Origin of the sequence: Duganella fentianensis, assembly GCF_009857835.1 — a bacterium.
Classification (GTDB): domain Bacteria; phylum Pseudomonadota; class Gammaproteobacteria; order Burkholderiales; family Burkholderiaceae_D; genus Rugamonas; species Rugamonas fentianensis.
Genome location: NZ_WWCL01000001.1, coordinates 975,826 through 1,002,430 on the forward strand (window position 1 = coordinate 975,826; position 26,605 = coordinate 1,002,430).

A 26,605-nucleotide genomic window follows, 5' to 3' on the forward strand; every position below is an offset into this window, starting at 1 on the left:
ACTCCTAAAATCTTGTGTATTTATTCAGCGTGGATACCCAGTTGGGCAAACAGCGAGGCGTTGCGTGCCGCTTGTTGCGCAAACCGGCAACGGGCCGCTCTGACTATCGCCGTCAATTCACTGAGTGCGACGGCAAATTCTTCGTTGATAATAGCATACTCGAACTCGGGAGCGTGGGCGATTTCGCCGCCCGCTGCCAGCAGCCGGCGCGTGATCACGTGCGGTGCATCGGTTGCGCGTTTTTTCAGGCGTTCTTCCAGCGCATCGATCGATGGCGGCAGGATGAAAATACCAGCCGCCTGCGGGAACTGCTTCTTCACCTGACGCGCGCCCTGCCAGTCGATTTCCAGCAGAATATCGGTGCCGGTTTTCATCTGCTCTTCGATCATGATGCGCGAAGTGCCGTAGTAATTGCCGTGCACTTCGGCCCACTCCAGAAACTCGCCCGCGTCGGCGCGCTGCTCGAAATCTTCCGCCGTCGTGAAATAGTATTCCTTGCCATGGGTCTCGCCCGGACGCGGCGGCCGCGTGGTCGTCGAGATCGACAGTTTGATGCTGGGCTCCTGCGCCAGCAGTGCATTGACCAGCGTGGACTTGCCGGCGCCCGAAGGGGCGACGACCATGAACAGGCTGCCTGCAAATGCGTTGGTTAAGCTCATCGTGATCTTTCCTGAGGTGGGCAGTGAGCGCCCAAAGAAGTATTTTACCAAGAGCCCGGAAGGCGGACCAGATTCCGTCATCGGCGCTGATGCGCGGGCGCAGTTTTTTTTGCTTGCAGCGGCTGATTTTGCGTGCTAAAGTTATCGTCACAATGATTATCGCGATAAGTAAATTTCATAACCAGCCGCAGGAGTTGTTCATGAACTTATTCAAACTACCCTTGGCCGCGCTACTGGCAGCGTTGCTGGCAGCACCCTTGATGGCCGGCGCAACTCAGTCCTCGTGCGCCGAGCCGTTTGCCTGCATCCGTCAGGTCGATGCCGGCGAGCTCAATGTGGGCTATGTCGATGCCGGCCCGGCCGATGGCAAGGTGGTGATACTGCTGCATGGCTGGCCGTATGACATCCACAGCTACACGGACGTCGTGCCTATGCTGACCGGTGCCGGCTACCGCGTGCTGGTGCCCTATCTGCGCGGCTTTGGCACGACCCGTTTGCGTGCAGCCGACGGTGTGGCGGATGGCGAACCGGCCGCCGGCGGCGCCGACGTGATCGCCTTCATGGATGCGCTGAAAATCGACCGCGCCATACTGGCCGGCTTTGACTGGGGCGCGCGCAATGCCGCCATCGCTGCGGCGCTGTGGCCGGAGCGGGTGCAGGGACTGGTGGCCGTCAGCGGCTACCTGATCAGCAGCCAGCAGCAGGCCAGCCAGCCGCTGGCGCCCGAGGCGGAACTGCAGTGGTGGTATCAGTTCTACTTTGCTACCGAACGGGGGCGGGCCGGCTATGCGGCCAACCGCCATGCCTTCGCCCGTCTGATCTGGCAGCAGGCTTCGCCGCGCTGGCAGTTCGATAACGCGACGTTCGAGCGCAGTGCGGCAGCGCTGGATAACCCCGACCATGTCGCCATCACCATTTCAAATTACCGCTGGCGACTGGGGCTGGAAACCGGCCAGGCCCGCTATCAGGCACTGGCAGCCCGGCTGGCCAGCCTGCCGCCTATCAGCGTGCCCGCCATCACGCTCGAGAGCGATGCCAATGGCGCGCCGCACGCCGCGCCGCAAGCCTATGCGCAGCGCTTTACCGGCCCTTACCGCCACCAGCAGGTCAGCGGTGGCATCGGGCATAACCTGCCGCAGGAAGCGCCGCGTGCGTTTGCCGATGCGGTGATCGCCGTGACCCAATTTTGACGTGTGTTGTTCTCTTGAACTGGAAAGGAAATCTGATGCAAACGCTGGAAAAAATTCTGTACACGGGACGTACCCGTACCACTGGCGGCCGTAGCGGCCATGCCCGCAGCGACGATGGCCGGCTCGATATTCAGCTCGCGCCGCCCGGCAGCGCTGCCGCCGGCAGCAATCCCGAGCAGCTCTTCGCTGCCGGCTGGTCGGCCTGTTTCATCGGTGCGCTGGGCCGGGCGGCACAGGCGCAGCACTTGGTGCTACCGGCAGACACCGTGGTCGATGCCGAAGTCGATCTGGGTACTGGTGCGGATGGCTTTGCGCTGCAGGCGCGCCTGCGGGTCAGCCTGCCCGGGCTGGAGGCGGAACAGGCGCAGGCCTTGCTGGCGGCCGCACACCAGATCTGCCCGTATTCGAAAATGAGCCGCAACAACATCCACGTCGAACTGTCGCTGGCCTGAGCTGCTGGCCAGAGTCTTTAAACCCGGGAAGGAAGTGTCATGCAACCTCGTTCATACATACTGGCGATGCTGCTGGGCTGGGCCAGTTTCAGTGCTGCCCTGCCAGTGCAGGCGGCCAGTCCCATTGCGGCGGCCGTTAGCAGTGCCGCGCGTCCCACCATCGTGCTGGTCCACGGCGCCTTTGCCGATAGTTCCAGCTGGACCGTTGTGGCGCAGCTGCTGTCTGCGCACGGCTATCCGGTAGTCAGTGTGGCCAATCCGCTGCGCGGCGTGCAGGCCGATGCAGCCTATACGGCCAGTCTGGTCCGGTCGATTGCGGGGCCAGTGGTGCTGGTCGGTCATTCCTACGGCGGCATGGTGATTGCCCGTGCGGCACAGGACGAGGCGCAGGTCAGGGCGCTGGTGTTTGTCGCGGCACTGGCGCCCGAAGCTGGCGAAACGGTGGCCGGACTGGCGGGGAAATTCCCCGGCAGTACACTGGGCACTGCACTGGCCGATCCGGTCACGCTACCCGATGGTGCGCAGGAGCTCTACATACGGCAGGATAAATACTGGCAGCAGTTTGCTGCCGATGTGGCCGAGCCGCAGGCTGCCGCCATGGCTGTGGCCCAGCGACCGGTGGCGCTGGCAGCGCTGAACGAACCGGCCGGCGCAGCTGCGTGGCAGCGCTTGCCATCGTTTTTTGTGTATGGCACGGCTGACCGCAACCTGCCGCCGGCAGTGCTGCGCTACATGGCCGAACGTGCCCATGGCCGCGAGATCCGCGAAATTCCCGGTGCTTCGCATGCGCTGATGGCGAGCCATGCGCAGCAGGTGGCCGAACTGATAGAGGTGGCCGCCCGTACGGGCGCGCCAGCGCAGCCATGAGGCCGGGAGCGGGAGGCATGCGACGCTGGATGCTGACTCTGGCCGGAGCCGGCGTACTGGCGGGCGCAGTGCTGGTGGCGCGCGGTCAGGGCAGTTTGCCGGTGGAGGGAACGGGCGCCGGCTTCGAAGGCGCCAGTGGCTGGCTGAACTCGGCCCCGCTCAAGGCTGCCGATTTAAAAGGCAAAGTGGTGCTGGTGGATTTCTGGACGTATTCCTGCATAAACTGCCTGCGCACCATGCCGTATATCCGCGCCTGGGCCGAAAAATACCGCACGCAAGGGCTGGTCGTGGTGGGCGTGCACACCCCGGAATTCCGCTTCGAACAGTCGCAGGCCAATGTGCAGACGGCAGTGCAGCGCTTGCGCATCGACTTTCCGGTGGCGCTGGATAGCAGCCAGGCGATCTGGCAGGCTTGGGGGAATCGCTTCTGGCCCGCCTATTATCTGCTCGACGGCAACGGCAAGATACGTTACCACCAGTACGGCGAGGGCGATTACGACCGCACCGAGGCCGCCATCCAGCGTCTGCTGGCGGAAGCGCATGGCACGGCACCGACCGATCATAGTCTGGTGCGCCCCGAGGCGAAGGCCGAGCAGTCGGCGCCGGATCTGGCCCGGCTGGGATCGGACGAAACCTATCTGGGCTATGGCAAGGCAGAGCGCTTCCATTCGCCCCAGCCGCTGCGGCCCGATCAGCCGCAGCGCTACAGCGTGAGCACTTTGCGCCTGAATCAGTGGGGGCTGGCCGGCAACTGGCTGGCCGGCGAGGAGAAGATCGTCGCGCAGGAGGCCGGTGCCAGCATTGCCTACCAGTTCAGCGCGCGTGACCTGCATCTGGTGCTGGGCCCCGGTGCGGCAGGGCGGCCGCTACGCATACAGCTGACGCTGGACGGCGAGCCGCCGGGCGCCGATCATGGCAGCGATATCGACGCCGCCGGCATGGGGCTGGTCGATGCCACCCGCCTGTATCAGCTGGTCAGGCAGGGCACCAGAGTGGGTCCGCGGCGCTGCGTCATCCGCTTCCTCGACGCGGGCGCCGAGGCCTACGCCTTCACTTTCGGCTGAGGGAGCGCTTGATGCCGGGCTTGCGCAACGGGGGCGCAGCGACGACAATTCCCAGCTTGATAACCAACCATGGGCGCAATTATGGGTGCCAGTGAAAATCGCAACAGGCAGGCGGCCAGGCTGGGCGACTTTATGTGCTTTGCCATCTATTCCACCAATCTGGCCTATTCGCGGGTGTATAAGCCGGTGCTCGAAGCGCTGGGCCTGACCTATCCCCAGTACGTGACCATCATCTGCCTGTGGGAGCAGGACCATCAGACCGTCAAGGGCCTGAGCGAGCAGCTGTTTCTTGAGCCTAGCACCATGACGCCTATGCTGAAACGGCTGGAAGCCATGGGCTATGTATCGCGTGAGCGGGACAAGGACGATGAGCGCAGCGTCCGGATTTCGCTCACCGAGGCGGGGCGCCAGCTGCGCGAACAGGCGTTCGACTACCGCGACATCACGGCCAGAGCGGCAGGGCTGAATGCCGATGAGTTCAAGGCGCTGCAGAAGGCCATCGTCAAGCTCAGGTCCAATCTGATGAATGCGGCCAGCGCCAGCGACGCCGAATAAGCACCTCGGTACGCCCGCCTAGCGGCTGCGCGCAAAAAAAAACGCAGGCGCGCAGCCTGCGTTGTGTGGGCCGGACAGGGCCGGGCCTTATTCGAGGTTCTGTACCTGTTCGCGCATCTGCTCGATCAGCAGCTTGAGTTCCATCGAGGCGTCGGCCAGCTCCTTGACGGAGGCTTTGGCGCCCAGCGTGTTGGCCTCGCGGTTGAGTTCCTGCATCATGAAGTCCAGCCGCTTACCCACCTGACCGCCTTTTTTCAGGATGTGACGGGTTTCGTTCAGGTGCGCCGACAGGCGGCCCAGTTCTTCTGCGACGTCGATGCGGATGCCGTACAGGATCACTTCCTGACGGATGCGTTCCAGCGCATCCTGACGCGACAGCGCCGAGTTGGAACCCTGGCAGGCCAGCCCCAGTGCATCCTGCATGCGCTCCACGGCTTTCTGCTGGAAGGCTGCCACCACTTGCGGGATCAGCGGGGTAATGCGCTTGACGATGGCTTCCATCGCATCGATGCGGGCCGTCAGCATGGCTTCCAGCGCCGCGCCTTCGCGCTGGCGGCTGGTGACGAAGGCGCTCAGGGTGCGCGTCATCAGGGCGGCCACATCGGCCTGCAGCGATTCCTGGCCGATTTCCGCTTCTTCGATCACGCCGGGCCAGCGCAGCAGCTCCGCCACCGACATGGTGTGGGCGGCAGGGAAGTGGCTGCTGACTTCATTCTGCAGGCGTTGCAATTCCGTCAAGATGGGCAGGTTCAGCGCCTGGGTGCCGGCACTGGCTGCCTTGCGCCCGAAACTCAGGCGCAATTCCACCTTGCCGCGCGTGATCGCGCCCATGATGGCAGTGCGCAAATCCGGCTCCAGCGCGCGCAAATCGTCGTTTATTCGAAACTGTAGATCGAGAAAGCGCGAGTTGACGCTCTTGATTTCGATGGTCAGTGTACCCGCAGCACTTTCGCTGGTGGCGACCGCGTAGCCCGTCATACTGGAAATGCTCAAAGGATGTCCCCGGTTAAATCTTTACAAAACAGTGATTTATCCACACAATCGGCGGGTTCAGGCGAGGAGTCCTATGGCAGCACAAAACAACGCCCCCCTACCAGATGGTCTGGAAATTGCTGGATATCGCATTGTAAAGAAAATTGCGTCGGGTGGGTTCAGTATTGTTTACCTTGCTTACGATAGCGAGGGCGCGGCCGTGGCCATCAAGGAGTATTTGCCGGCCGCGCTGGTCCAGCGCCTGCCCGGCGAACTGGTGCCGACGGTGGCGCCGGCCCACCTGCCGGCCTTCCGTATCGGCCTCAAATGCTTCTTCGAAGAGGGGCGGGCACTGGCCCGTATCGCTCACCCCAACGTGGTCAGCGTGCGCAATTTCTTCCGTGCCCATGAAACGGTTTATATGGTTATGGCCTACGAATCGGGCAATACGCTGCAGGACTACATCGCCCGCCAGCGCAACCGCAACAGCAAAGTGGGCGAAGCCTTTATACGCACTATTTTTTTACAAGTGATCAAGGGCCTGCGTGAAGTGCACGCCAACAAGCTGCTGCATCTTGATCTGAAGCCGGCCAATATCTATCTGCGCACGGATGGCTCGCCCATGCTGCTCGATTTTGGTGCGGCGCGCCAGACGCTGAATCAGGATATGCCCACGCTGACGCCCATGTACACGCCCGGCTATGCGGCGCCTGAGCTGTACGACAAGGGCGGCGGACTGGGCCCGTGGTCGGATATCTACAGTCTGGGTGCCGCCATGTTTGCCTGCATGGTGGGGGCGCCACCCCAGCCGGCCGATCAGCGCCGCAGCGCAGACAAGATGGCGGCCCATTTCGTACAGCTGCAGGGCCAGTATTCGGATGAATTGCTGAAACTGCTTGAATGGTGTCTGGCGCTGGAGCCGCTGGACCGGCCGCAAAGTCTGTTCGCCCTGCAGAAGGTGCTGCTGGCTACAGCACCGGCGCCCGTGGTCACAGACGCTGCGGCGCCGCCTGCCAGCGGTTTCATGGCGCGGCTGGGGAGCGGCTTGCGGCGCTGGCTGGGCGGTACGGACAGCGGTAGCGCGCCGTCGGCCGGACCGGCCACACGCCAGTAGCAGGAGCGCGGTACGATGCAATTTTCCGTCTACCAGCAAAGCCATATCGGCGCACGCAAGCAGAATCAGGACCGCATGGGCTACAGCTACACGCGCGATGCGCTGCTGCTGGTGCTGGCCGATGGCATGGGCGGCCATGCCCATGGCGAAGTGGCGGCCACGGTGGCGCTGCAGACCATCTCGCTGCTATTCCAGCAGCAGGCCACGGCCTATGTGAAAAAGCCGGAACAGTTTCTGCAGCAGGCCATACTGGCCGCGCACGAAACCATACACCGCCACCGTCAGGTCAAAGGCATGAGCGAAACTCCGCGCACCACTGTCGTGGCGGCGCTGGTGCAGCACAACACGGTGGTGTGGGCCCATTGCGGCGATTCGCGCCTGTACTGGCTGCGCGACGGCCAGGTGCTGGCGCGTACGCGTGACCATAGTCATATCGAAAACCTGATCGCCAGGGGGCTGGTGCCGGCCGAGCAGCGCCACACCCATCCGGACCGCAACAAGCTGTATAACTGCCTCGGTGCGGATAGCCTGCCGCGCGTGGAGCTGGGGCAGGGTGTCCTGCAGAGCGGTGATGTGCTGCTGTTGTGCTCGGATGGTTTGTGGTCTATGCTGCCGGATCAGGAAATCGCCCACAGCCTGCAGCACCAGCCTATCGTGCGCGCCGTGCCGGCCATGCTGCAGGCAGCGCTGGCCGCCGGTGGACGCAGCTGCGACAACGTGACGGCGCTGGCCATCATGTGGCAGGGCAGTGCCATGGCCGACCAGCGCGGCAAGGCGGCGGACGAGCTATCGAGTATGATCTCGACCGAAGCGCTAAGCCAGCAGGAACATAGCAGCACCATTGCGCGCAGTGCTGCTGGCCAGCGCGCCGACCTGTTCGATGACGCTGAAATCGAAAAAGCCATTGCCGAAATACGCGGGGCGATCGCAAAATCTTCGCAATTACTCAAATAAGGAAAACAGTATGACTTTTGTCTCCCGCCCTAGCGGCCGCGCCGTCGATGCGCTGCGCGCCCTGCGCCTGACCCGCAACTACACCAAGCACGCAGAAGGCTCGGTGCTGATCGAATGCGGCGATACCAAGGTGATCTGCACCGCCAGCATCGAAGAGAAAGTACCGGGCTTTTTGAAAGGCAAAGGGCAGGGCTGGATGACGGCCGAATACGGCATGCTGCCCCGCTCCACCCATAGCCGCATGGACCGCGAAGCGGCCCGTGGCAAGCAGTCCGGCCGCACCCAGGAAATCCAGCGCCTGATCGGCCGTTCGCTGCGCGCAGCCTTCGATCTGGAAGCTTTCGGCGAGCGCACCCTGCACCTCGATTGCGACGTGATCCAGGCCGACGGCGGCACCCGCACGGCATCCATCACGGGCGCCATGGTGGCGGCCTATGATGCGTTCTCCAAGCTGGTGGCCAGCGGCGCCGTGCCGGCCATGCCGCTCAAGAGCTTTGTGGCGGCTATCTCGGTAGGCGTGTATCAGGGCATGCCGGTGCTTGATCTCGACTACGTGGAAGATTCCGGCTGCGATACCGACATGAATGTGGTGATGAACGATGCCGGCCACTTCATCGAAGTGCAGGGCACGGCCGAAGGCGCCGCGTTTGACCGTGAGGGCATGAACCGTCTGCTTGATCTGGCGCAGGCCGGCATTGCTGATCTGATCAAACTGCAGAAGCAGGCGCTGGGCCTGACGGCTTAACTCAGCGCCCCAGCCAGTAGGGAATCGGGCTGCCGCCGCAGGTGCGGCAGCCAAACGGTTTACAATGTCGGCTTCCATGCTTTTTTACAGCGCAGCAGCGCTCTTGCAGCCGACATCATGACCCAACGCCTGATCCTCGCCTCGAACAACGCGGGCAAACTCAAAGAATTCAACCAACTGCTGTCCACCGTGGGCTATGCCGTCCACGCCCAGGGCGAATACGATGTGCCGGAGGCGGACGAGCCTTTCCACACCTTCGTGGAAAACGCCCTGCAGAAGGCGCGCCATGCCGCCCGCCTGACCGGACTGCCAGCGCTGGCCGATGATTCCGGCGTCTGCGTGAATGCACTCGGTGGTGCGCCGGGCGTATATTCGGCGCGCTATGCGGGCGAGCCCAAGTCGGATGCCCGTAACAGTGCCAAGCTGATTGCCGATCTGGCCGCGCATGCTGATAAATCGGCCTATTACTATTGCGTGCTGGTGTTCGTGCGCCATGCCGATGACCCGCAGCCGGTGATCGCCGATGGGCGCTGGAATGGCGAGATCATCGCCGAAGCGCGCGGTGAAGGTGGTTTCGGCTACGATCCGCATTTCTATATTCCGGCACTGGGCAAGTGCGTGGCCGAACTGGCGGCAGACGAGAAGAACCGCCTGTCGCACCGCGGGCAGGCATTGCGCGCTCTGGTCGAGAAGCTCAAATGATTCCGATTAAAGTCGTGGGAGCCAAATCGGCTACCCAGCCCAGCGCAGCGGCCAGCCATAGCGATGTGGCGGGCGTGGCGGCCAAATATCTGGCCGGTGGCACGCTGAATCTGACGGCGCTGCCGCCGCTGTCGCTGTACATCCATTTTCCGTGGTGTGTGAAGAAGTGCCCGTATTGCGACTTCAATTCGCACGAAGCCAGGGACGGCGGCTATCAGGCCGGCTTCCCCGAAAAGGAATATCTGGATGCGCTGCGCACCGATCTGGAAATGGCGCTGCCGCTGATCTGGGGCCGCAAGATCTACACCATCTTCATCGGCGGCGGCACGCCTAGCCTGCTGTCGGCAGCAGGGCTGGACCGTCTACTGTCGGACGTGCGCACCTTGCTGCCGCTCGATAGCGATGTCGAGATCACCATGGAAGCCAATCCCGGCACCTTCGAGGCAGAGAAGTTCAAGTCCTACCGTGCCAGTGGTGTGAACCGGCTGTCCATCGGTATCCAGAGTTTTAGCGAGCGCCATCTGAAGGCGCTGGGCCGCATCCACGACGATGGCGAAGCGCGCCGCGCGGTGGATATCGCCGTGGCCAATTTCGATAACTTCAATCTCGACCTGATGTATGCGCTGCCGTCGCAGACGCTGGAAGAAGCGCAGCGCGATATCGAAACGGCACTGTCCTACCAGCCGCCGCACCTGTCGCTCTACCATCTGACGATGGAACCGAATACGCTGTTCGCCAAGTATCCGCCGGCTCTGCCGGATGACGATGCCAGCGCCGACATGCAGGACATGATCGCCGAACTGACGGCGGCCAACGGCTACCAGCATTACGAAGTGTCGGCCTATGCCAAGGCGGGACGGCGCGCGCGCCACAATCTCAACTACTGGGAATTCGGCGATTATCTGGGCATAGGCGCAGGCGCCCACTCCAAGCTGTCCTTCCCGCACCGCATCCTGCGTCAGGCCCGCTACAAGCAGCCCAGGGCGTATATGGAGCAGGTAGCGCTGGGCGCACCTGTGCAGGAAGAGCGCGAGATCGGTCGCGAGGAAATGGGCTTCGAGTTCATGCTCAATACCCTGCGCCTGTGCGGCGGTTTCGATCCGCGCCTGTTCATGGAACGCACCGGCATGGCGCTCAATGCCATCGAACGCCAGCTCAATGCCGCGGAAGCCAAAGGACTGCTATACCGCGATCACCAGCTCATCCGTCCGACCGAACTGGGTCAGCGCTTCCTCAATGATCTGCAGGAGATGTTCCTAACCACCTGAGTGGCACAGGTGGCTTAGAAGCTGGCGGCCTGTTTCAGATCGGGGCGCTCGCACCAGCGCGCGAAGTCTTCCGCCATGCGTTCGCTTTCGCCGATGGCGCGGCGCCAGTCGCGCATGCGCAGGCCGTGGTTCTGGCCATAGGCCTTGAAGTCGGCCCGGTCGGGCAGTTTGCTGTTGGGCAGATGGGCGACAAATTCCGGCGAGGGTGAAATCAGGATCACATTTTCCAGCGCGGCATCGCGCGCGCGCCGCCATGGCAGGCTTTTATCGAGCCAGCCCGGCACGATGTAGTCGCTAAAGTGCGGATACAGCACCAGTCCCTCGTCGCGCTGGTAGGGCAGGTGCAGGTGGTAGTCGATCAGTCCCCCGTCCCAGTACGGTCCTTGCGGTGCACCGGCGATATCGTTGACCGCCTGTAGCACCAGCGGGATGGAACCGGAAGCCAGCAGGGCATCGCGCAGATTGGCGTCGGACAGACCGACAAAGTGGGCATGGAAAGCGTCGAAGCCGTCGCGCAGCCACGCGCTGTGATCGTGCTGGTGATGGAAGATCACGCGTTCCATGGCTTTGGCCAGCTGGCTGCGCGCCAGCAGGTTGCCCGTCGCTGCACCGATGAAACCGGCCATTTCGCGCCAGCGCTGGCCATCGCTGCGCCCCAGCGCGCCGATGCCGCGCACCGTCAGCACGGACAGATGGTGCTGAGTATGGTGCAGCACTTCGGCGCCGCGCCCATCGAGCAGTTCATCGAGCAGGGTGCGGCAGGTGGCTGTCACCTGCGGCGACTTTACTTTTTCCGGATACTGCTGGGCCGAATACAGTTGCGCCAGCCGCTTGTGGGCGGCCACCGGATCATCAAATGCCGATGCCGCCATACGCCATGCACCGATGGAAGCGCCGATCAGACGGCGCTGGCGCGGTGCGCCTTTCAGCCATTCGCCGAAGGCCCAGATATCGAGGCCATTGAGGATCAGCCCTTTGGGGCCGCCTGCTGCGGCAGGGATGATGGCAATGTCGGCCGCCTGCATACCTTCGGCAGCGATGCGGGCGCGGGCCCGCTTGCCGAGGCGTATGGTGATCGACGACGTCATGGCTGCAGGCCGCCGCCCAGTGCGCGATACAGATCGACGGCACTGCCGCTACGCTGCTGGCGTACTTGCACCAGCGTCTGCTGGGCGCTGAACAGTTCGCGCTGGGCGTCCAGCACATCGAGGCTGCTGGCGATGCCCTGCTCGAAGCGCAGCTGCAGCAGCTTCAGGCGGTCGGCCTGTGCTTCGACGATGCTGTTCTGTGCCTGCACCTGTTCACCCAGATAGTCGCGCGCTGCCAGCGCATCGGCCACTTCGCGGAAGGCGGTCTGTATGGTTTTTTCGTAGTCGGCCACGGCGATATTCTTGCGCGTTTCGGCCAGACTCAGATTGGCGCGGTTGCGGCCCGCATCGAAGATGGGCAGCGACAGTTGCGGCGCGAACGACCAGCTGCCGGAACCGCTATCGAACAGGCCACCCAGCGATGGGCTGCTGCTACCTAATGAGGTGGTCAGGCTGATGCGCGGGAAGAAGGCCGCGCGGGCGGCACCGATATTTGCGGTGGCCGCTTTCAGGCGCTGCTCGGCAGCGCGGATATCGGGCCGGCGTGCCAGCAGTTCGGACGGCAGGCCGGCTGGCAGCGCGCTCATGGCATCGAGCTGGCGCTGGTCGGGCAGGGCGCCGCTGGTGCTAGTGCTAGGCTGGTTCTGGCCGACCAGCAGCGTCAGCGCGTTCTCTGCCTGCGCACGCTGGCGCGCCAGCGACAGGGCGGCGGCACGCGCGGTTTCCATCAGCGTTTCGGCCGAGCGCAGATCGAGGCGCGAAGAGGCGCCCACTTCGGCGCGCTGCTGGGTAAGCTGGTAAGTGCGGCTGCGCGCCGCATAGGTCTGCTGTGCCAGCGCCAGTTGTTCGGCGTAGGCGCGTTCCGTGTAATAGGCTTGCGCTACCTGTGCCACCAGACTGATTTGCGCTGCCTGACGGGCTTCTTCCGTGGCCAGATAGCTGGCCAGTGCCGCATCGCTCAGGCTTTTTACGCGGCCGAAGAAATCCAGCTCGAAGGCGGAAATCGCCAGTCCTGCATCGTAGCGTTTGCCGACGGTGCTGTGGCCGCTGGAGGACAGGAAGGCCGGCGTCTTGGCGCGCGCCACGCTGGCGCTGGCGTTCAGATTCGGCAGGCGGTCGGCCGATTGCACATCGTACAGCGCGCGTGCTTCGTCCATGCGCAGCACGGCAGTGCGCAGGTCGCGGTTATGTTCCAGCGCCGCGGCTATCAGTTGCTGCAACCGGGTGTCGGCAAAGAAGCTGCGCCAGCCCGTATCCACGGCGCTAGCAGCGCTGGCAGGCAGGGTTACGCTGGTGCGTGCGGCCGCACCGGCCGTATCCTGCGGATAGGCGTCGGCGACAGGGGCAGACGGACGCTGATAGGTCGGCGCCAGCGAGCAGGCCGACAGCAGCGCTGCTGCCAGCAAGGTAGGAGCCGTTTTAATCAATGGTTTCATGGTTCTTGTCGTTCAGTTCATGTGCGGCCAGTTTGCGCTGGCGTTCGCTGCCCTTGAAGATTTTGCGGATCACCACGAAGAATACGGGCACGAGGAATACGGCCAGCACGGTCGCAGTAATCATCCCGCCCATCACGCCCGTGCCGATGGCACGCTGGCTGGCCGAACCGGCGCCGGTGGCGATCACCAGCGGCAGCACGCCGAGGATGAAGGCCAGCGAGGTCATGATGATGGGGCGGAAGCGCAGGTGCACGGCTTCCAGCGTGGCTTCGATCAGGCCCTTGCCTTGCGCCTGCAGGTCCTTGGCGAATTCGATAATCAGAATCGCATTTTTGGCCGACAGACCGATAATCGCAATCAGGCCCACTTTGAAGTACACGTCATTGGGCAGGCTGCGCAGGGTGGCACCGAGCAGCGCACCGAGCACGCCGAGCGGCACCACCAGCAGCACGGCCACGGGAATGGTTTCGCTCTCATACAGCGCGGCCAGTACGAGGAAGGCAGCCAGCAGCGACAGGGCAAACAGGGCAGGCGCCTGCGAGCCCGAAGTTTTCTCTTCCAGCGACTGGCCGGTCCATTCGATGCTGAAGCCGGGCGGCAGCTGTTCGGCCAGACGTAGCAGCTCGTCCATGGCTTCGCCCGTCGAGCGGCCCGGTGCTGCATCGCCCGTGAGCTTGATGGCCGGGTAGCCGTTGTAGCGCACCAGCTGCACAGGGCCCTGTATCCAGCGTGACGATGCGAAGGAGGCGAACGGCACCATGGTGCCGCTGGCACTGCGCACATGCAGTTGCAGAATGTCCTGCGGCTGCAGACGGCGCGGCGCATCGGCCTGCACGATCACGCGCTGCTGGCGCCCGCTGCTGGCAAAGTCGTTGACGTAGGACGAACCGAGTGCGCCCGACAGCATGCTGTTGATGTCGGCGAAGCTGACGCCCAGCGCATAGGCTTTTTCGCGATCGATGTCGACCTGCAGTTGCGGCGCATCTTCCAGCCCTTCGGGACGCAGGCCCTTGAGTATCGGGCTCTTGGAAGCCAGTCCCAGTAACTGGTTGCGGGCTGCCAGCAGAGCAGCGTGGCCTTGCGCGCTGCGGTCCTGCAGGCGCGCCGTAATGCCGGTGGCATTACCCAGTTCGCGGATAGGCGGAGGGCTGAGCGGGAACACCACGGCGTCGGCGATGCCGGACAGGGCGCCAAAGGCGCGCTGGGCGATGGCCTGTGCCGACTGGTCGGGACCGCGCTCGCTCCAGTCCTTGAGCGGCACGAATACCAGACCGGCATTCTGGCCGTTACCCGAGAAGCTGAACCCGGCGACGGCGATGGTGCGCGCCACGCCCGGCTGCTGGCGGAAATAGCTATCCACTTTGGCCAGCACGGCTTGCGTACGGCTGGTGGATGCGCCCGGCGGCAGCTGCACGTTGGCGATCAGATAGCCCTGATCTTCGTTCGGCAGGAAGGACGAAGGCAGGCGTACATACAGCCAGCCCACCACGCCGCACAGCAGCGCGAAGATGATCAGATAGCGGCCGGTACGCTGCAGCATGCGTGCGATGACGCCCTGATAGCGCGTAGCGCTGCGCGCAAACACGCGGTTGAACCAGCCGAAGAAGCCGCGCTTCTCGTGGTGGTGGCCTGCCTGCACGGGTTTCAGGATGGTGGCACACAGGGCCGGCGTCAGGGTCAGCGCCATCAGCGCCGAGAACAGCATGGCCGACACCATGGCCAGCGAGAACTGGCGGTAGATGGCGCCCACGGCGCCGCCGAAGAAGGCCATGGGGATGAACACGGCGATCAGCACCAGCGTAATGCCGATGATGGCGCCGGTGATCTGGCCCATGGCCTTGCGGGTGGCGTCACGTGGCGACAGGCCTTCCTCGCTCATGATGCGCTCGACGTTTTCCACTACCACGATGGCATCGTCCACCAGAATACCGATGGCCAGCACCATGCCGAACATGGTCAGCACGTTGATGGAGAAGCCGAATAGCTGCATGGCGGCGAAAGTGCCCATCAGCGCCACTGGCACTACGATGGTGGGAATCAGCGTATAGCGGAAGTTCTGCAGGAACAGATACATCACGAGGAACACCAGCACCACCGCTTCCAGCAGGGTCTTGACCACTTCCTCGATGGAGATCTTGACGAACAGCGAAGTGTCGTACGGTACGGCGTACTTCACGCCGGGCGGGAAGTACTTGGACAGTTCTTCCATCTTGGCGCGTACGGCGGTAGCCGTCTGCAGTGCGTTACCCGTCAGCGACAGCTGCACGGCGATGGCGGAGAAAGGCTGGCCACTCAGGCGCGCGCTGATGTTGAAGCTGGCACCGCCCATTTCGATGCGCGCCACATCTTTCAGGCGTACCAGCGCGCCACTCGATTGCGAGCGCAGTACGATCTGGCCGAATTCGGCGGCAGAAGTGAGCTGACCCGATACCACGATGGGCGCGGATATGGTCTGCGCGGCAGGGCTGGGCAGGTCGCCCAGCGTGCCGGACGTGACCTGCGCATTCTGTGCGCGGATGGCGGCCGTGACATCGGCCATGGTCAGTTTCAGGCCGACCAGCTTGGCCGGATCGACCCAGATGCGCATGGCGCGTTCGGTACCGAACAACTGGGCCTGACCGACGCCGGGGATACGCTTGATTTCGTTGACCACGTTGCGCGCCATGTAGTCGCCCAGCGCGGTCGGATCGAGCCGGCCATCGGTGGAAGTCAGGCCAACGAACATCAGAATGTTGGAACGTGCCTTGTTAACCTGCACGCCCTGCTGTGTAACGGCTGCAGGCAGGCGCGATTCCACCCGCTTGATGCGGTTCTGCACATCCACTGCAGCCAGTTCGGGATTGGTGCCGGGCTGGAAGGTCACGGTGATGGTGACGGCGCCGTTAGCCTCGCTGGAGGACTCGATGTACTGCATGCCATCGGCGCCATTCATTTCCTGCTCGATCACGCTGGTGACAGCGTCGTCCAGCACCTGCGCCGTAGCGCCCGGATAGTTGGCAGTGATGACGATGGAAGGCGGGGCGATAGTCGGGTATTGCGACACGGGCAGCACGGTAATCGCCAGCATCCCGCCCAGCAGGATGAACAGGGCGATGACCCATGCGAACACGGGCCGGTCGATGAAGAACTTGGCCATCAGGACTCCCCGTTATTTCGCTGCGCTGGCAGGTGCAGCAGCGCTGGCGGCATTGCTGGCCGGGCTGCTAGCCGTAGCTGCAGCAGCAGCATTGGCGCTGCCGGCCGGGCCCTGCCATGGTGCCGGTTTGACGGTGGCACCCGGCTTGGCTTTCTGGAAGCCTTCCACGATGATGCGTTCGCCGCCTTTCAGGCCGCTGCTGACGATCCAGTTCTGGCCATCGGCTGCGCTGGCCGTGACCGGCAGCGACTGCACCTTGTTGTCGGCGCCCACCACCAGCACGGAGGAGCCTTCCGGTCCGCGTACCACGGCCTGCTGCGGCACACTGATGGCCGCGCCATTCACGCCCTGTTCAAGGCGGGCACGCACATACATACCGGGCAGCAGGGTGCGCTGCGGATTGGGGAATTCGGCGCGCATGGCCACCGTGCCCGTGCTTTCATCCACCGAGACATCGGAGAACAGCAGCTTGCCGGCCTGCGGGTAGGGCTGGCCGTCTTCCGTCAGCAGGGTGACGCGGGCGGCGCCATTGCCGGCGCTTTTCAGTTTGCCGCTGGCCAGCGCTTTCTGCAGCGCCAGCAGTTCCGACGACGACTGGGTGATCGTGACGTAGATCGGATCGAGCGTCTGCACGGTAGCCATAGGCGTCGCTTCGCCCTGACCGACCAGCGCACCTTCCGTGACCAGCGCGCGGCTGATGCGGCCCGAGATCGGCGCCGTCACGGTGGCATAGCCCAGCGTCAGGCTGGCATTGGTGCGGGTAGCTTTGGCGGTGGCCAGATCGGCGCTGGCCTGCTTCTGCGCTGTCACGGCATCATCGTATTCCTGCTGGCTCACAGCTTGCGCCGCCAGCAGTGGCTTGTAACGTTTGACCTTGAGTTCGGCCTGCGCCAGATTGGCTTCTGCCTTGGCTACTGCGGCCTGAGTGCTGTCGTAGCTAGCCTGGAACTGGGCCGGATCGATGCGGAACAGCACATCGCCCGCTTTGACTTCGCTGCCTTCCTTGTACACGCGCTGTAGCACGATGCCGGCGGTACGGGCGCGTACCTGCGCCACGCGCGAGGCTTCGGTGCGGCCCGGCAGCTCGCTGCTGACGGTCACGGCGCCCGAAGCGACGGTGATGACGGCGACGCCGGCCGGTGGCGGGGCGGAAGGGGCAGCAGCTTTATCGCCGCAGGCGGCCAGCAGCGACAGGCTGATAGCGCCGCCTGCCAGCATGGAGTAACGGAATGCAGATCGCATATTTGGTTCTCGTAATCGAAACTGAAAGTAGGTGAAGTGCGCCGCCAGACTGTGCAGCTGGCGATGGTCGCTGCATTGTAATACAGACGTTTATGTAACGTTTTGTAAATGGCAATTGCATGAAAAAAGGGCGGGGTGACAGCCTTTGCTGCCACCCCGCCCTGTATGCGGTTCAAGCTTTACGGTAAGGCGAAATCAACGCATGCCCGAGATGATCTGTTTCAGCTTGCCCGAATCGGCGCAGAAGGCGCGGATGCCTTCGGCCAGTTTTTCCGTCGCCATGGCATCTTCGTTGAGCTGGAAGCGGAAGGTCTTTTCATCCTGTGCCAGTTTCATCATGCCGGTGGTGGAAGCGGCCTCGCTGCTCAGCTTACGCTCGACCAGACCATCGCTGTCCTGCAGTTGCTGCAGCAGGTCGGGACTGATGGTCAGCAGATCGCAGCCGGCCAGTTCCAGAATCTGGCCCACGTTGCGGAAGCTGGCGCCCATCACTTCGGTCTTGTAGCCGAACTTGCGGTAGTAGTTGAAGATGCGCTTGACGGAAGCCACGCCCGGATCTTCCGAGGGCAGGTACTCGATGCCGGTGGATTTCTTGTACCAGTCATAGATGCGGCCGACGAACGGCGAAATCAGCTGGGCACCTGCTTCGGCGCAGGCGATGGCCTGAGTCAGCGAGAACAGCAGCGTCATATTGCAGCGGATACCTTCTTTCTCCAGAATCTCGGCAGCGCGGATACCTTCCCAGGTCGAAGCCATCTTGATCAGCACGCGCTCGCGGTCGATGCCGGCCTTGCGATACAGTTCGATCAGTTCACGTGCCTTGGCTACCGAACCTTCCGTGTCGAACGACAGGCGGGCATCGATTTCGGTCGAGACGCGGCCAGGAATAGTGCGCAGGATCTGCTTGCCGAAAGCGATCAAGAGGTGATCGATGGTGGTGGTGATGGAGTTGTCGAGGTTATCGCGCACGGCTTTTTCCAGCAGCGGCTGATACTCTTCTTTCTGCACCGCCTTCAGGATCAGCGATGGGTTGGTGGTGGCGTCGCGAGGGGTGTAAGCCTGGATCGACTGGAAGTCGCCGGTATCGGCTACCACGGTGGTGAATTTCTTGAGCTGTTCGAGCTGGTTCATGTGCGCTGCCATTTAGGGTGAGGACAATAAGTGGTCTTATTGTACTCAAGCTAACAGCTTGCGCAAAGAAAGCATGGCGATATAGTCGCTATATCGCCATACAATAAACGCCAGTTTGCCGTTCTTGCAACGTTAGCGAATGAAGGAATCGAACTGCAGGTCGAACTCCTGCAGGGCTTTCTGGGCATTCTGCATTTTTTTGCGGAAGTCCGGCCCCCGCTGCAGCGCCAGCCCCACGGCCAGCACGTCGATCACCACCAGATAGGCCAGACGGGCCGAAATCGGCGTGTAGGGGTCGATGTTGAAAATCAGATCGATAGGAATCAGCACCGTGGCCAGATCGGCCAGCGGCGTACCGGAAGGCGCCAGCACGATTACATCGGCGCCGCCACGGCGTGCCAGCTTGATCGAACGCACCAGCGACGGGCTGTTGCCGCGCTGGGAGATGGCCACCACGGCATCGCCAGTGCGCAGCAGGGCTGCCGCGATACTGTGAATGTGCGGGTCGGCGTAGGCCACGGTGGGCACGCCCGAGCGGAAGAACTTGTGCTGGGCGTCCGTGGCCACGATGCCGGAAGTGCCCTGACCGTAGAATTCGATCTTGTTGGCTTTGGACAGAATGTCGAGTGCCTTCTGGATCGCTTCCGGATCGAGGTTGTTACGCAGGTCGAGCAGGGTGTTGATGGAACGGCTGCAGATCTTGTTGACCAGATCGGCCGCCAGGTCATCCTGGGTAGGCTGCTCGTTCAGTCCGGGCAGGGCCAGTGCCAGCCCCTGCGCCAGTTTCAGCTTGAACTCGTGCCAGCCATCGTAGCCGAGGGTGCGGCAGAAACGCACCACCGTGGGTTCCGACACTTGGGCGCTTTTAGCCAGTGCAGTGATGTTCTGGCTGACCGTCTGGCCGGGGTTATCAAGCACGGCCAGCGCCACCTTGCGCTCCGATTTGGAGAGCGAGTCGAGCTGGGTGCGGATGGAATCGAGCAGCATAGTGGTTTGATCTTCTGAGGCTTAATCTTCCGGCAGCACTTCTTCGCGCCATTGCAGGCCATCGCGGCCGATCAGGGCCGAAGCGGCAGCAGGGCCCCAGGTGCCGGAGGCGTAGGGCAGCGGGAAGCTGTCGTCCGATTCCCAGTTGTTGAGGATAGGCTCGACCCATTCCCATGCCGCTTCCAGCTCGTCGCCGCGCATGAACAGGGTCAGCTGGCCGCGCAGTACATCCAGCAGCAGGCGCTCGTAGGCATCCATGCGCGGGGATTTGAACGATTCGCGGAAGTCCAGTTCCAGCTCGGCCTGTTTCAATCGCATGCCGTCGCCCGGGGTCTTGGCCATCAGGTTCATGCGCAGGCCTTCGTCCGGCTGCAGACGGATCACCAGCGAATTAGGCTGGAAGCTATTGGTCGGCTGGGCGAAGATCGAGTGCGGGATCTGTTTGAAGCGCACCACGATTTCGGCCAGACTGTCGGCCATGCGCTTGCCGGTACGCAGGTAGAACGGCACGCCGGCCCAGCGCCAGGTATCGATTTCCGCCTTCATGGCGACGAAGGTCTCGGTGCGCGAGTGTTCCGGCGCATCCGGCTCGTCGCGATAGCTAGGCACAGCTTTGCCGTCCACATGGCCGGCGCGGTACTGGCCGCGCACAATGTTCTGTGCCAGCGTGGTCGGAGTGAATTTTTTCAGCGAACGCAGCACGTGCAGCTTGGCGTCACGCACGGCATCCGGTGCGATCGAAGTCGGCGGTTCCATCGCCACGATACACAGCAGCTGCAACAGGTGGTTCTGCAGCATGTCGCGCAGCGCGCCCGAGGTGTCGTAGTAGCCCAGACGGTTGCCGACGCCGAGTTTTTCGGCGATGGTGATCTGCACGTCCGAGATCCATTCACGGCGCCACAGCGGCTCGAACAGGATGTTACCGAAGCGCAGAGCCAGCAGATTCTGTACCGTCTCTTTGCCCAGATAGTGGTCGATACGGTAGATCTGCGATTCTTCGAAGACTTTGCCCACTTCGGCGTTGATCTGTTTGGCCGAAGCCAGATCGCGGCCCAGCGGTTTTTCCAGCACCACGCGCGAATTCTTCGTCACCAGACCATTGGCTTTCAGGTTCTCGCAAATCTGCGAGAATATGGCCGGTGGCGTGGCCAGATAATAGACCTTGGTGATCGCATCGTCCTTGCGCAGGGCATCGACCAGCGTGTGGTAGGTGCCGGCATCGGTGGCGTTCAGCGAGACATAGGTAATGCGCGCAGTGAACTTGGCCCACGCAGCCGCCGAGACGGTGGTCGCCTTGATATGTGGTTTCGACGTGGTTTCTATGGTGTGCAGGAATTCTTCCTGACTGGCGTCGGCGCGGCCTACGCAGATGATGCGGGCCGAAGCCGGCAGATCGTTGGCCACATCGCGGGCAAACATCGCAGGCAGCAATTTGCGCATCGCCAGATCGCCGCTGCCGCCAAACAGAACCAGGTCAAAATCGGTAAGAGCCATAATAGTGTGAATTCGCAGTAAGTAGAGTGCAAAGAAAGGACTGCAGGTGTAAATTTACTACACGAATTGTTGACTTGCAAGAAAATTTACTACAAAGTGCCGGAGGTGATGCTTGTGGCCCACGTCCGGCTGCTACCGTCGGTCAGGATGACAAAGTTTATTCCATATACGGCACTTCCGTGCGGCCGGTCACGTCCACCCGTACGCGCAGCAATTTGCCGCTCAGCGGATAGGCCGCCAGTTCGTCCGCCGGACGCGCGCCGGCGCTGGTGATGTACAGCGTGCGCAGGTCGGCATCGCCAAAGGCCAGCATGGTGGGGCAGCGCACCGGCAGCGCCAGTTCACCGAGCAGGGTGCCATCCGGCGACAGCTTGACGAGGCGGGCGCCTTCGAACATGGCGACCCAGTAATTACCTTCGCTATCGACGGCAGCGCCATCGGGACGGCCGCCGTAGTTGCTGGCTTTATCGGCCGAGAACTGCATCAGCGTGCGCTGGTTGCTCACCGTGCCGCTATGCAGATTGAAATCGTAGCGCGACACGCGGTGGGCGCTGGTATCGGCGTGGTACAGGCTGCGGTAGTCTGGGCTGAATCCGAGACCATTGGAATTGGTCACGCCGCCCGACCATGCCAGACGCACCTGACCTTTTTCCAGTACATACATTTCAGCCGCCGGCTTGTCGCGCGGCTCGTAGATGGTGCCGACCCAGAAGCGGCCCGCGCCATCCACATGGCCGTCGTTGAAACGGGCGATGCTGGTGTCGTAAGGCGCTGCCGCGATAGGCGTCAGGCGCACTGCCTCGCTGCTGGTATCGAGGTGGGCAAAGCCGCTGCGCATGGCCACGATCAGGCCGCCGCGCTGGCACAGCGCCAGCGTGGCCGGTTCGCTGGCTAGCTTCCATGCCCGGTGTGCGCCCGTAGCGGGATCGAGCCGGTGCACGGTGAATGCGGGAATATCGACCCAGTACACAGCCTGTTCCTGCGGATGCCACAGCGGGCATTCGCCGGTCTGCATGACGGCGTCGTACGCGACGCTGATTTCGCTAGTGTTCATCATAGGTGCTGCGCTGCCTTGGCCATGACGATCAGGCCGTTGGTGGAGCTGTCGTGACGCTCCGGCTGTACGCTGCCCGTCAGTTCGGCCTGAATGTTCTTGGCCAGTACCTTGCCCAGTTCTACGCCCCACTGGTCGAAGCTGTTGACGTCCCAGATGGCGCCTTGCACAAAGGTCTTGTGTTCGTACAGAGCGATCAGCGCGCCCAGTGCGGACGGGGTGAGCTGGTCCATCAGGATGGTGTTGGAAGGGCGGTTGCCGGGGAAGACCTTGTGCGGCAGCAGCGCTTCGATTTCATCGGCACTCAGATTCAGCGCCTGCAGATCGGCACGGGCTTCTTCTGCCGTTTTACCTTTCATGAAGGCTTCCGACTGGGCGAAGCAGTTGGCCAGCAGGGCGTCATGGTGGCCGGCCAGATCATGGGTGGCGCGCAGGGTGGTGATGAAATCCATAGGCGTGACATCGGTGCCCTGATGCAGTAGCTGGAAGTAGGCATGCTGGGCGTTGGTGCCGCATTCGCCCCAGACGACCGGGCAGGTCGGCGTATCGACCACGGCGCCATTGCGGGTGACGCGCTTGCCGTTGCTTTCCATGTCGAGCTGCTGCAGATAGGCCGGGAAGCGGCTCAGGTCCTGATGGTAGGGCGCGATCGAGAGCGAACCGGCATCGAGGAACTGGCGGTTCCAGAAGCCCACCATGGCCAGCAGCACCGGCATGTTCTGCTCCAGCGGCGCAGTGCGGAAATGCTCGTCCATGGCATGCGCGCCCGCGAGGAAGTCATTGAAGTAGCCAAAGCCCACGGCCAGTGCCAGCGACAGGCCGATGGCCGACCACACCGAATAGCGGCCACCCACCCAGTCCCAGAACGGGAACATATTGGCGGTATCGATGCCGAAGGCGCTGACGGCCTGCTTGTTGGTGGAGACGGCGACGAAGTGGCGTGGCAGATCGGCTTCCGTGGCCGACTGCAGGAACCAGTGGCGCGCCGTGCCGGCGTTGAGCATGGTCTCGGCCGTGGTAAAGGTTTTCGAAGCGACGATGAACAGCGTGGTTTCCGGATTCACCTGCGCCAGTGCGGCGTCCATGTCGTGGCCATCGACGTTGGAGACGAAGTGCATTTTCAGGCGCGGGTGGCTGTAGGAGCGCAGTGCCAGCACGGCCATTTTCGGGCCCAGATCGGAACCGCCGATGCCGATGTTGACCACGTCCGTGATCGGCTTGCCCGTATAGCCCAGCCATGCGCCGCTGCGTACGCGGTCGGTGAAATCCTTGATCTGCTCCAGCACCGCATGCACGTCGCGGACTACATCCTGCCCATCCACCACCAGCGATTTGCCGCGCGGCATACGCAGGGCCGTGTGCAGCACGGCGCGTTGTTCGGTAAGATTGATTTTCTCGCCGGCGAACATGGCGTCGCGCAGGCGCTCGACACCGCGCTCGCGTGCCAGATCGAGCAGCAGTTCTACCGTGCGGCCATCGAGGCGGTTCTTCGAATAGTCGAGGAACAGGCCGGCGGCATCCACCGTCAGTCTGGGGAAGCGCTGGGCGTCATCGGCAAACAGCTGGCGCATCTGCCATGTGCGGGCTGCGGTAGCGTGGCTGGCGAGGGCTAGAAAGCTGGAGGTAGAGGTCAGAGCTGGCTGGCGCATAATAGTCGGCGTAGTGAGAGCTGATAGTGAGAGCGGATGGAGAGGATGCGGAATATCATACAGGAAAAACAGGTAAATTCACTACGTTTACTTCAAAAGCTTGTGTTTTTCGTATCGGGCTATGGGCGTTTTAGCGCCGGCTCACCATTTGTTGGCGAGGTTTTCGTCGCTTTCTGGCGCTCGCTGGCTATGTTTGAGTAAATAAAAGGCTGGCTGATACGGAAATTTGTAGTAAAATTTCATGGAATTCATTCATAAGGAACGATCATGGCGTTGCATCCAGTCCTAGAAACCGTCACCGCGCGCATCATCGAGCGCAGCAAACCTTCGCGTGGCGCCTATCTGGCCCATCTCGAAGCGGCCCGTATCAAAGGCGTGCAGCGCGGCGCGCTGTCGTGTACCAATCTGGCGCACGGTTTCGCGGCTTTCCCTGCCAACGACAAGCTGGTGCTGAAGGAAGTGAAGAAGCCTTCCGTCGCCATCATCTCTTCCTATAACGATATGCTGTCGGCGCACCAGCCGTTCGAAGGCTATCCGCAACTGATCAAGCAGGCCGTGCGCGAAGTGGGTGCGGTGGCCCAGTTTGCCGGTGGTGCGCCGGCCATGTGCGACGGCGTAACGCAGGGCCAGCCCGGCATGGAACTGTCGCTGTTCTCGCGCGACGCCATCGCCATGGCGGCTGCCGTGGCCCTGTCGCACAATATGTTCGACTCGGCCGTGTATCTGGGCGTGTGCGACAAGATCGTACCGGGCCTGCTGATCGGCGCGCTGCACTTCGGCCACCTGCCTGCCGTGTTCGTGCCGGCCGGCCCGATGACTACCGGTCTGTCGAATTCGGAAAAAGCCAAGATCCGCCAGCTGTACGCACAAGGTAAAGTGGGCCGCGAAGAACTGCTGGAAGGCGAGGCCAAGTCCTACCATGGCGCCGGCACCTGCACTTTCTATGGCACCGCCAACAGCAACCAGATGCTGATGGAAGTGATGGGCCTGCACCTGCCGGGTGCAGCCTTCATCAGCCCGAACACCCCGCTGCGCGACGAACTGACCAAGGCCGCGGCACGCCGCGCTGCCGTGATCACGGCGCAGTCGGACGAATATCTGCCGGTTGGCCATGTGGTGGATGAAAAGTCCATCGTCAACGCCATCGTGGCGCTGCTGACCACGGGCGGTTCCACCAACCACACGCTGCACCTGGTCGCCATCGCCAAGGCAGCCGGCATCGTGATCGACTGGAACGACTTCGACGAACTGTCGCGCGTGGTGCCGCTGCTGACCCGTATCTACCCGAACGGCGACGCCGATGTGAACCACTTCCATGCTGCCGGCGGCACGGGCTTTGTGATCCGCGAACTGCTCGATGCCGGTCTGCTGCATGACGACGTCACCACCATACTGGGCAAAGGCCTGCGTGCCCACGCTGCCGAGCCTTTCCTGGGCGAGAACGGTCAGGGCGTGGTGTGGAAAGACGCGCCGCTGGAATCGGGCGACGAAAAAGTGCTGCGCAAAGCAGGCGCGCCATTCTCGGCCGACGGCGGCATGGTACTGGTCAAGGGCAATCTGGGCCGCGCCGTGATGAAAGTCTCGGCAGTGAAGCCTGAACACCGCACGGTGGAAGCACCGGCGCTGGTGTTCAATTCGCAGGAAGCCTTCATGGCCGACTACAAGGCCGGCAAGCTCGATCGCGATTTCGTGGCCGTGATCCGCTTCCAGGGCCCGCGCGCCAACGGCATGCCGGAACTGCACGCGCTGACGCCAGCGCTGGCCAATCTGCAGGATGCCGGCCGCCATGTGGCGCTGGTGACGGATGGCCGTATGTCGGGCGCCTCGGGCAAGGTGCCGGCCGCGATCCACGTTTCGCCGGAAATTCTGGCCGGTGGCCCGCTCGGTCTGGTGCGCGATGGCGACATGATCCGCCTGTGCGCCAACACTGGCACGCTGGAAGCACTGGTCGATAGCGCGGCATGGCATGCACGTGCCATGGCCACGGCCGACCTGTCGCCGAATCAGGTGGGCATGGGCCGCGAGCTGTTCGCCATGTTCCGTAACAGCGTATGCGAAGCCGAGAAAGGTGCGACCACCTTCCCGCTGCCATCGCCCATCCCTACCACGGTAGGCCTGCACGACCAAGACCCGGTAGGTAATACCGTACCGGGTTCCGACGAAGATTTCTCGATGAAGAAAGAAGCCTAATCATGACCATGACTCTGCTCGACATTATGCGTACTTCCGCCGTGATCCCCGTGATCGCGATCGATGAACCTGAACACGCCGTGCCACTGGCACGCGCGCTGGTTGCCGGCGGTATCCGCGTGCTGGAAGTTACGCTGCGCACCAGGCACGGTCTGGGGGCCATCAAGGCCATGTCGGAAGTGGAAGGTGCCATCGTCGGCGTCGGTACGCTGACCCAGCCGGACGAATTTGCCGCTGCGCGTGACGCCGGCGCCGTGTTCGGCGTATCGCCGGGCCTGACGCCTGCGCTGATTGCTGCCGCCAAGAGCAGCGGCCTGCCGCTGCTGCCGGGCGTGATGACGCCTTCGGAAATCATGGCGGCGCGCGAACAGGGCTTCCGTCAGCTGAAGCTGTTCCCGGCTGTGCCGGCAGGCGGCGTGGGCATGCTGAACGCCATCGGTGGCCCGCTGCCCGATGTGACCTTCTGCCCGACCGGCGGCATCTCGCAAGACACTGCGTCGCAATTCCTCGCGCTGAAAAACGTCGCCTGCGTAGGCGGTTCGTGGCTCACGCCGAAAGACGCCATCGCCGCTGGCGACTGGGAGCGCATTACCGATCTGGCCAAAGCTGCCAGCGGCCTGCGCTCGCGCTAAGTACCGTCTCCCTTGGACGTGGTG

The 26,605-nt window shown here is 62.9% G+C and carries 23 protein-coding genes; 12 read left to right on the forward strand and 11 right to left on the reverse strand.

Annotated elements, in window-relative coordinates; genetic code table 11:
* Positions 1–20: 20 nt before the first annotated feature.
* Complete coding sequence (gene gmk, locus GTP23_RS04180; protein WP_161033987.1) at positions 21–659, reverse strand: guanylate kinase; 639 nt, start codon at positions 657–659, stop codon at positions 21–23.
* 200 nt (positions 660–859) lie between these two features.
* Between gmk and GTP23_RS04185 the strand changes: the two genes are divergently transcribed.
* The 5 genes from GTP23_RS04185 (at position 860) to GTP23_RS04205 (ending at position 4,787) form a co-directional block, all read left to right on the forward strand.
* Positions 860–1,849 carry an alpha/beta fold hydrolase gene (locus GTP23_RS04185; RefSeq protein ID WP_161033988.1) on the forward strand — a complete coding sequence of 330 codons (990 nt, stop codon included), beginning with the start codon at positions 860–862 and terminating at the stop codon, positions 1,847–1,849.
* A gap of 35 nt (positions 1,850–1,884) precedes the next feature.
* A complete protein-coding gene (locus tag GTP23_RS04190) occupies positions 1,885–2,301 on the forward strand; it encodes an Ohr family peroxiredoxin (protein WP_161033989.1) in 417 nt (138 codons plus the stop codon).
* A 39-nt stretch (positions 2,302–2,340) separates the two neighbouring features.
* Positions 2,341–3,168, forward strand: a complete 828-nt coding sequence (locus GTP23_RS04195) for an alpha/beta fold hydrolase (RefSeq protein WP_229255908.1) — start codon at positions 2,341–2,343, stop codon at positions 3,166–3,168.
* A gap of 17 nt (positions 3,169–3,185) precedes the next feature.
* Entirely contained in the window at positions 3,186–4,232 is a 1,047-nt protein-coding gene (locus GTP23_RS04200; protein ID WP_229255909.1) for a thioredoxin family protein, read from the forward strand.
* An 81-nt stretch (positions 4,233–4,313) separates the two neighbouring features.
* Complete coding sequence (locus tag GTP23_RS04205) at positions 4,314–4,787, forward strand: MarR family winged helix-turn-helix transcriptional regulator (protein ID WP_161034625.1); 474 nt, start codon at positions 4,314–4,316, stop codon at positions 4,785–4,787.
* Between the two features lie 87 nt (positions 4,788–4,874).
* Here the strand turns inward: GTP23_RS04205 and GTP23_RS04210 are convergent, their stop codons facing one another.
* Positions 4,875–5,765, reverse strand: coding sequence for a YicC/YloC family endoribonuclease (locus GTP23_RS04210; protein ID WP_161034626.1), 891 nt, complete (start codon positions 5,763–5,765; stop codon positions 4,875–4,877).
* A gap of 88 nt (positions 5,766–5,853) precedes the next feature.
* Here GTP23_RS04210 and GTP23_RS04215 point away from each other — a divergent pair, with 88 nt between their 5' ends.
* From GTP23_RS04215 to hemW, 5 genes are all read left to right on the forward strand, one after another.
* Entirely contained in the window at positions 5,854–6,873 is a 1,020-nt protein-coding gene (locus tag GTP23_RS04215) for a serine/threonine protein kinase (protein ID WP_161033991.1), read from the forward strand.
* A 15-nt stretch (positions 6,874–6,888) separates the two neighbouring features.
* Positions 6,889–7,827, forward strand: coding sequence for a PP2C family protein-serine/threonine phosphatase (locus tag GTP23_RS04220; protein WP_161033992.1), 939 nt, complete (start codon positions 6,889–6,891; stop codon positions 7,825–7,827).
* Between the two features lie 10 nt (positions 7,828–7,837).
* Positions 7,838–8,572, forward strand: coding sequence for a ribonuclease PH (gene rph / locus GTP23_RS04225; RefSeq protein ID WP_161033993.1), 735 nt, complete (start codon positions 7,838–7,840; stop codon positions 8,570–8,572).
* Positions 8,573–8,689: 117 nt separating this feature from the next.
* Positions 8,690–9,274 (forward strand): RdgB/HAM1 family non-canonical purine NTP pyrophosphatase, encoded by a 585-nt coding sequence (rdgB, locus tag GTP23_RS04230; protein ID WP_161033994.1) that lies wholly within the window; start codon positions 8,690–8,692, stop codon positions 9,272–9,274.
* Entirely contained in the window at positions 9,271–10,542 is a 1,272-nt protein-coding gene (gene hemW, locus GTP23_RS04235; RefSeq protein WP_161033995.1) for a radical SAM family heme chaperone HemW, read from the forward strand. Before rdgB ends, hemW begins: the two co-directional genes overlap by 4 nt.
* A gap of 14 nt (positions 10,543–10,556) precedes the next feature.
* Here hemW and GTP23_RS04240 read toward each other — a convergent pair whose 3' ends face one another.
* From GTP23_RS04240 to pgi, 9 genes are all read right to left on the reverse strand, one after another.
* Positions 10,557–11,630: a patatin-like phospholipase family protein gene (locus tag GTP23_RS04240; protein ID WP_161033996.1), complete on the reverse strand. Its 1,074-nt coding sequence runs from the start codon at positions 11,628–11,630 to the stop codon at positions 10,557–10,559.
* Positions 11,627–13,066 (reverse strand): efflux transporter outer membrane subunit, encoded by a 1,440-nt coding sequence (locus tag GTP23_RS04245; protein WP_161033997.1) that lies wholly within the window; start codon positions 13,064–13,066, stop codon positions 11,627–11,629. The genes GTP23_RS04240 and GTP23_RS04245 overlap by 4 nt, the downstream gene beginning before the upstream one ends.
* Positions 13,050–16,202 (reverse strand): efflux RND transporter permease subunit, encoded by a 3,153-nt coding sequence (locus GTP23_RS04250; protein WP_161033998.1) that lies wholly within the window; start codon positions 16,200–16,202, stop codon positions 13,050–13,052. The genes GTP23_RS04245 and GTP23_RS04250 overlap by 17 nt, the downstream gene beginning before the upstream one ends.
* Before the next feature lie 12 nt (positions 16,203–16,214).
* The gene (locus GTP23_RS04255) at positions 16,215–17,444 is read right to left on the reverse strand and encodes an efflux RND transporter periplasmic adaptor subunit (protein ID WP_161033999.1); all 1,230 of its coding nucleotides are present in this window, start codon (positions 17,442–17,444) and stop codon (positions 16,215–16,217) included.
* Between the two features lie 195 nt (positions 17,445–17,639).
* Complete coding sequence (gene tal, locus GTP23_RS04260; RefSeq protein WP_161034000.1) at positions 17,640–18,575, reverse strand: transaldolase; 936 nt, start codon at positions 18,573–18,575, stop codon at positions 17,640–17,642.
* Positions 18,576–18,707: 132 nt separating this feature from the next.
* Positions 18,708–19,562 (reverse strand): SIS domain-containing protein, encoded by an 855-nt coding sequence (locus GTP23_RS04265; protein WP_155433302.1) that lies wholly within the window; start codon positions 19,560–19,562, stop codon positions 18,708–18,710.
* A gap of 21 nt (positions 19,563–19,583) precedes the next feature.
* The gene (gene zwf, locus GTP23_RS04270; RefSeq protein WP_161034001.1) at positions 19,584–21,056 is read right to left on the reverse strand and encodes a glucose-6-phosphate dehydrogenase; all 1,473 of its coding nucleotides are present in this window, start codon (positions 21,054–21,056) and stop codon (positions 19,584–19,586) included.
* A gap of 157 nt (positions 21,057–21,213) precedes the next feature.
* Entirely contained in the window at positions 21,214–22,110 is an 897-nt protein-coding gene (locus GTP23_RS04275; RefSeq protein ID WP_161034627.1) for an SMP-30/gluconolactonase/LRE family protein, read from the reverse strand.
* Entirely contained in the window at positions 22,110–23,759 is a 1,650-nt protein-coding gene (gene pgi, locus GTP23_RS04280) for a glucose-6-phosphate isomerase (protein WP_161034002.1), read from the reverse strand. The genes GTP23_RS04275 and pgi overlap by 1 nt, the downstream gene beginning before the upstream one ends.
* Positions 23,760–24,026: 267 nt before the next feature.
* Here pgi and edd point away from each other — a divergent pair, with 267 nt between their 5' ends.
* Positions 24,027–25,949, forward strand: coding sequence for a phosphogluconate dehydratase (gene edd / locus GTP23_RS04285; protein ID WP_155433305.1), 1,923 nt, complete (start codon positions 24,027–24,029; stop codon positions 25,947–25,949).
* Positions 25,950–25,951: 2 nt separating this feature from the next.
* Positions 25,952–26,581, forward strand: coding sequence for a bifunctional 4-hydroxy-2-oxoglutarate aldolase/2-dehydro-3-deoxy-phosphogluconate aldolase (eda, locus tag GTP23_RS04290; protein WP_161034003.1), 630 nt, complete (start codon positions 25,952–25,954; stop codon positions 26,579–26,581).
* Positions 26,582–26,605: the final 24 nt, after the last annotated feature.

What these genes read in the sequence shown, in the direction of transcription:
- gmk (WP_161033987.1), bottom strand. Translation starts at nt 659, where the DNA reads ATGAGCTTAACCAACGCATTTGCAGGCAGCCTGTTCATGGTCGTCGCC.
- GTP23_RS04185 (WP_161033988.1), top strand. Translation starts at nt 860, where the DNA reads ATGAACTTATTCAAACTACCCTTGGCCGCGCTACTGGCAGCGTTGCTG.
- GTP23_RS04190 (WP_161033989.1), top strand. Translation starts at nt 1,885, where the DNA reads ATGCAAACGCTGGAAAAAATTCTGTACACGGGACGTACCCGTACCACT.
- GTP23_RS04195 (WP_229255908.1), top strand. Translation starts at nt 2,341, where the DNA reads ATGCAACCTCGTTCATACATACTGGCGATGCTGCTGGGCTGGGCCAGT.
- GTP23_RS04200 (WP_229255909.1), top strand. Translation starts at nt 3,186, where the DNA reads ATGCGACGCTGGATGCTGACTCTGGCCGGAGCCGGCGTACTGGCGGGC.
- GTP23_RS04205 (WP_161034625.1), top strand. Translation starts at nt 4,314, where the DNA reads ATGGGTGCCAGTGAAAATCGCAACAGGCAGGCGGCCAGGCTGGGCGAC.
- GTP23_RS04210 (WP_161034626.1), bottom strand. Translation starts at nt 5,765, where the DNA reads ATGACGGGCTACGCGGTCGCCACCAGCGAAAGTGCTGCGGGTACACTG.
- GTP23_RS04215 (WP_161033991.1), top strand. Translation starts at nt 5,854, where the DNA reads ATGGCAGCACAAAACAACGCCCCCCTACCAGATGGTCTGGAAATTGCT.
- GTP23_RS04220 (WP_161033992.1), top strand. Translation starts at nt 6,889, where the DNA reads ATGCAATTTTCCGTCTACCAGCAAAGCCATATCGGCGCACGCAAGCAG.
- rph (WP_161033993.1), top strand. Translation starts at nt 7,838, where the DNA reads ATGACTTTTGTCTCCCGCCCTAGCGGCCGCGCCGTCGATGCGCTGCGC.
- rdgB (WP_161033994.1), top strand. Translation starts at nt 8,690, where the DNA reads ATGACCCAACGCCTGATCCTCGCCTCGAACAACGCGGGCAAACTCAAA.
- hemW (WP_161033995.1), top strand. Translation starts at nt 9,271, where the DNA reads ATGATTCCGATTAAAGTCGTGGGAGCCAAATCGGCTACCCAGCCCAGC.
- GTP23_RS04240 (WP_161033996.1), bottom strand. Translation starts at nt 11,630, where the DNA reads ATGACGTCGTCGATCACCATACGCCTCGGCAAGCGGGCCCGCGCCCGC.
- GTP23_RS04245 (WP_161033997.1), bottom strand. Translation starts at nt 13,066, where the DNA reads ATGAAACCATTGATTAAAACGGCTCCTACCTTGCTGGCAGCAGCGCTG.
- GTP23_RS04250 (WP_161033998.1), bottom strand. Translation starts at nt 16,202, where the DNA reads ATGGCCAAGTTCTTCATCGACCGGCCCGTGTTCGCATGGGTCATCGCC.
- GTP23_RS04255 (WP_161033999.1), bottom strand. Translation starts at nt 17,444, where the DNA reads ATGCGATCTGCATTCCGTTACTCCATGCTGGCAGGCGGCGCTATCAGC.
- tal (WP_161034000.1), bottom strand. Translation starts at nt 18,575, where the DNA reads ATGAACCAGCTCGAACAGCTCAAGAAATTCACCACCGTGGTAGCCGAT.
- GTP23_RS04265 (WP_155433302.1), bottom strand. Translation starts at nt 19,562, where the DNA reads ATGCTGCTCGATTCCATCCGCACCCAGCTCGACTCGCTCTCCAAATCG.
- zwf (WP_161034001.1), bottom strand. Translation starts at nt 21,056, where the DNA reads ATGGCTCTTACCGATTTTGACCTGGTTCTGTTTGGCGGCAGCGGCGAT.
- GTP23_RS04275 (WP_161034627.1), bottom strand. Translation starts at nt 22,110, where the DNA reads ATGAACACTAGCGAAATCAGCGTCGCGTACGACGCCGTCATGCAGACC.
- pgi (WP_161034002.1), bottom strand. Translation starts at nt 23,759, where the DNA reads ATGCGCCAGCCAGCTCTGACCTCTACCTCCAGCTTTCTAGCCCTCGCC.
- edd (WP_155433305.1), top strand. Translation starts at nt 24,027, where the DNA reads ATGGCGTTGCATCCAGTCCTAGAAACCGTCACCGCGCGCATCATCGAG.
- eda (WP_161034003.1), top strand. Translation starts at nt 25,952, where the DNA reads ATGACCATGACTCTGCTCGACATTATGCGTACTTCCGCCGTGATCCCC.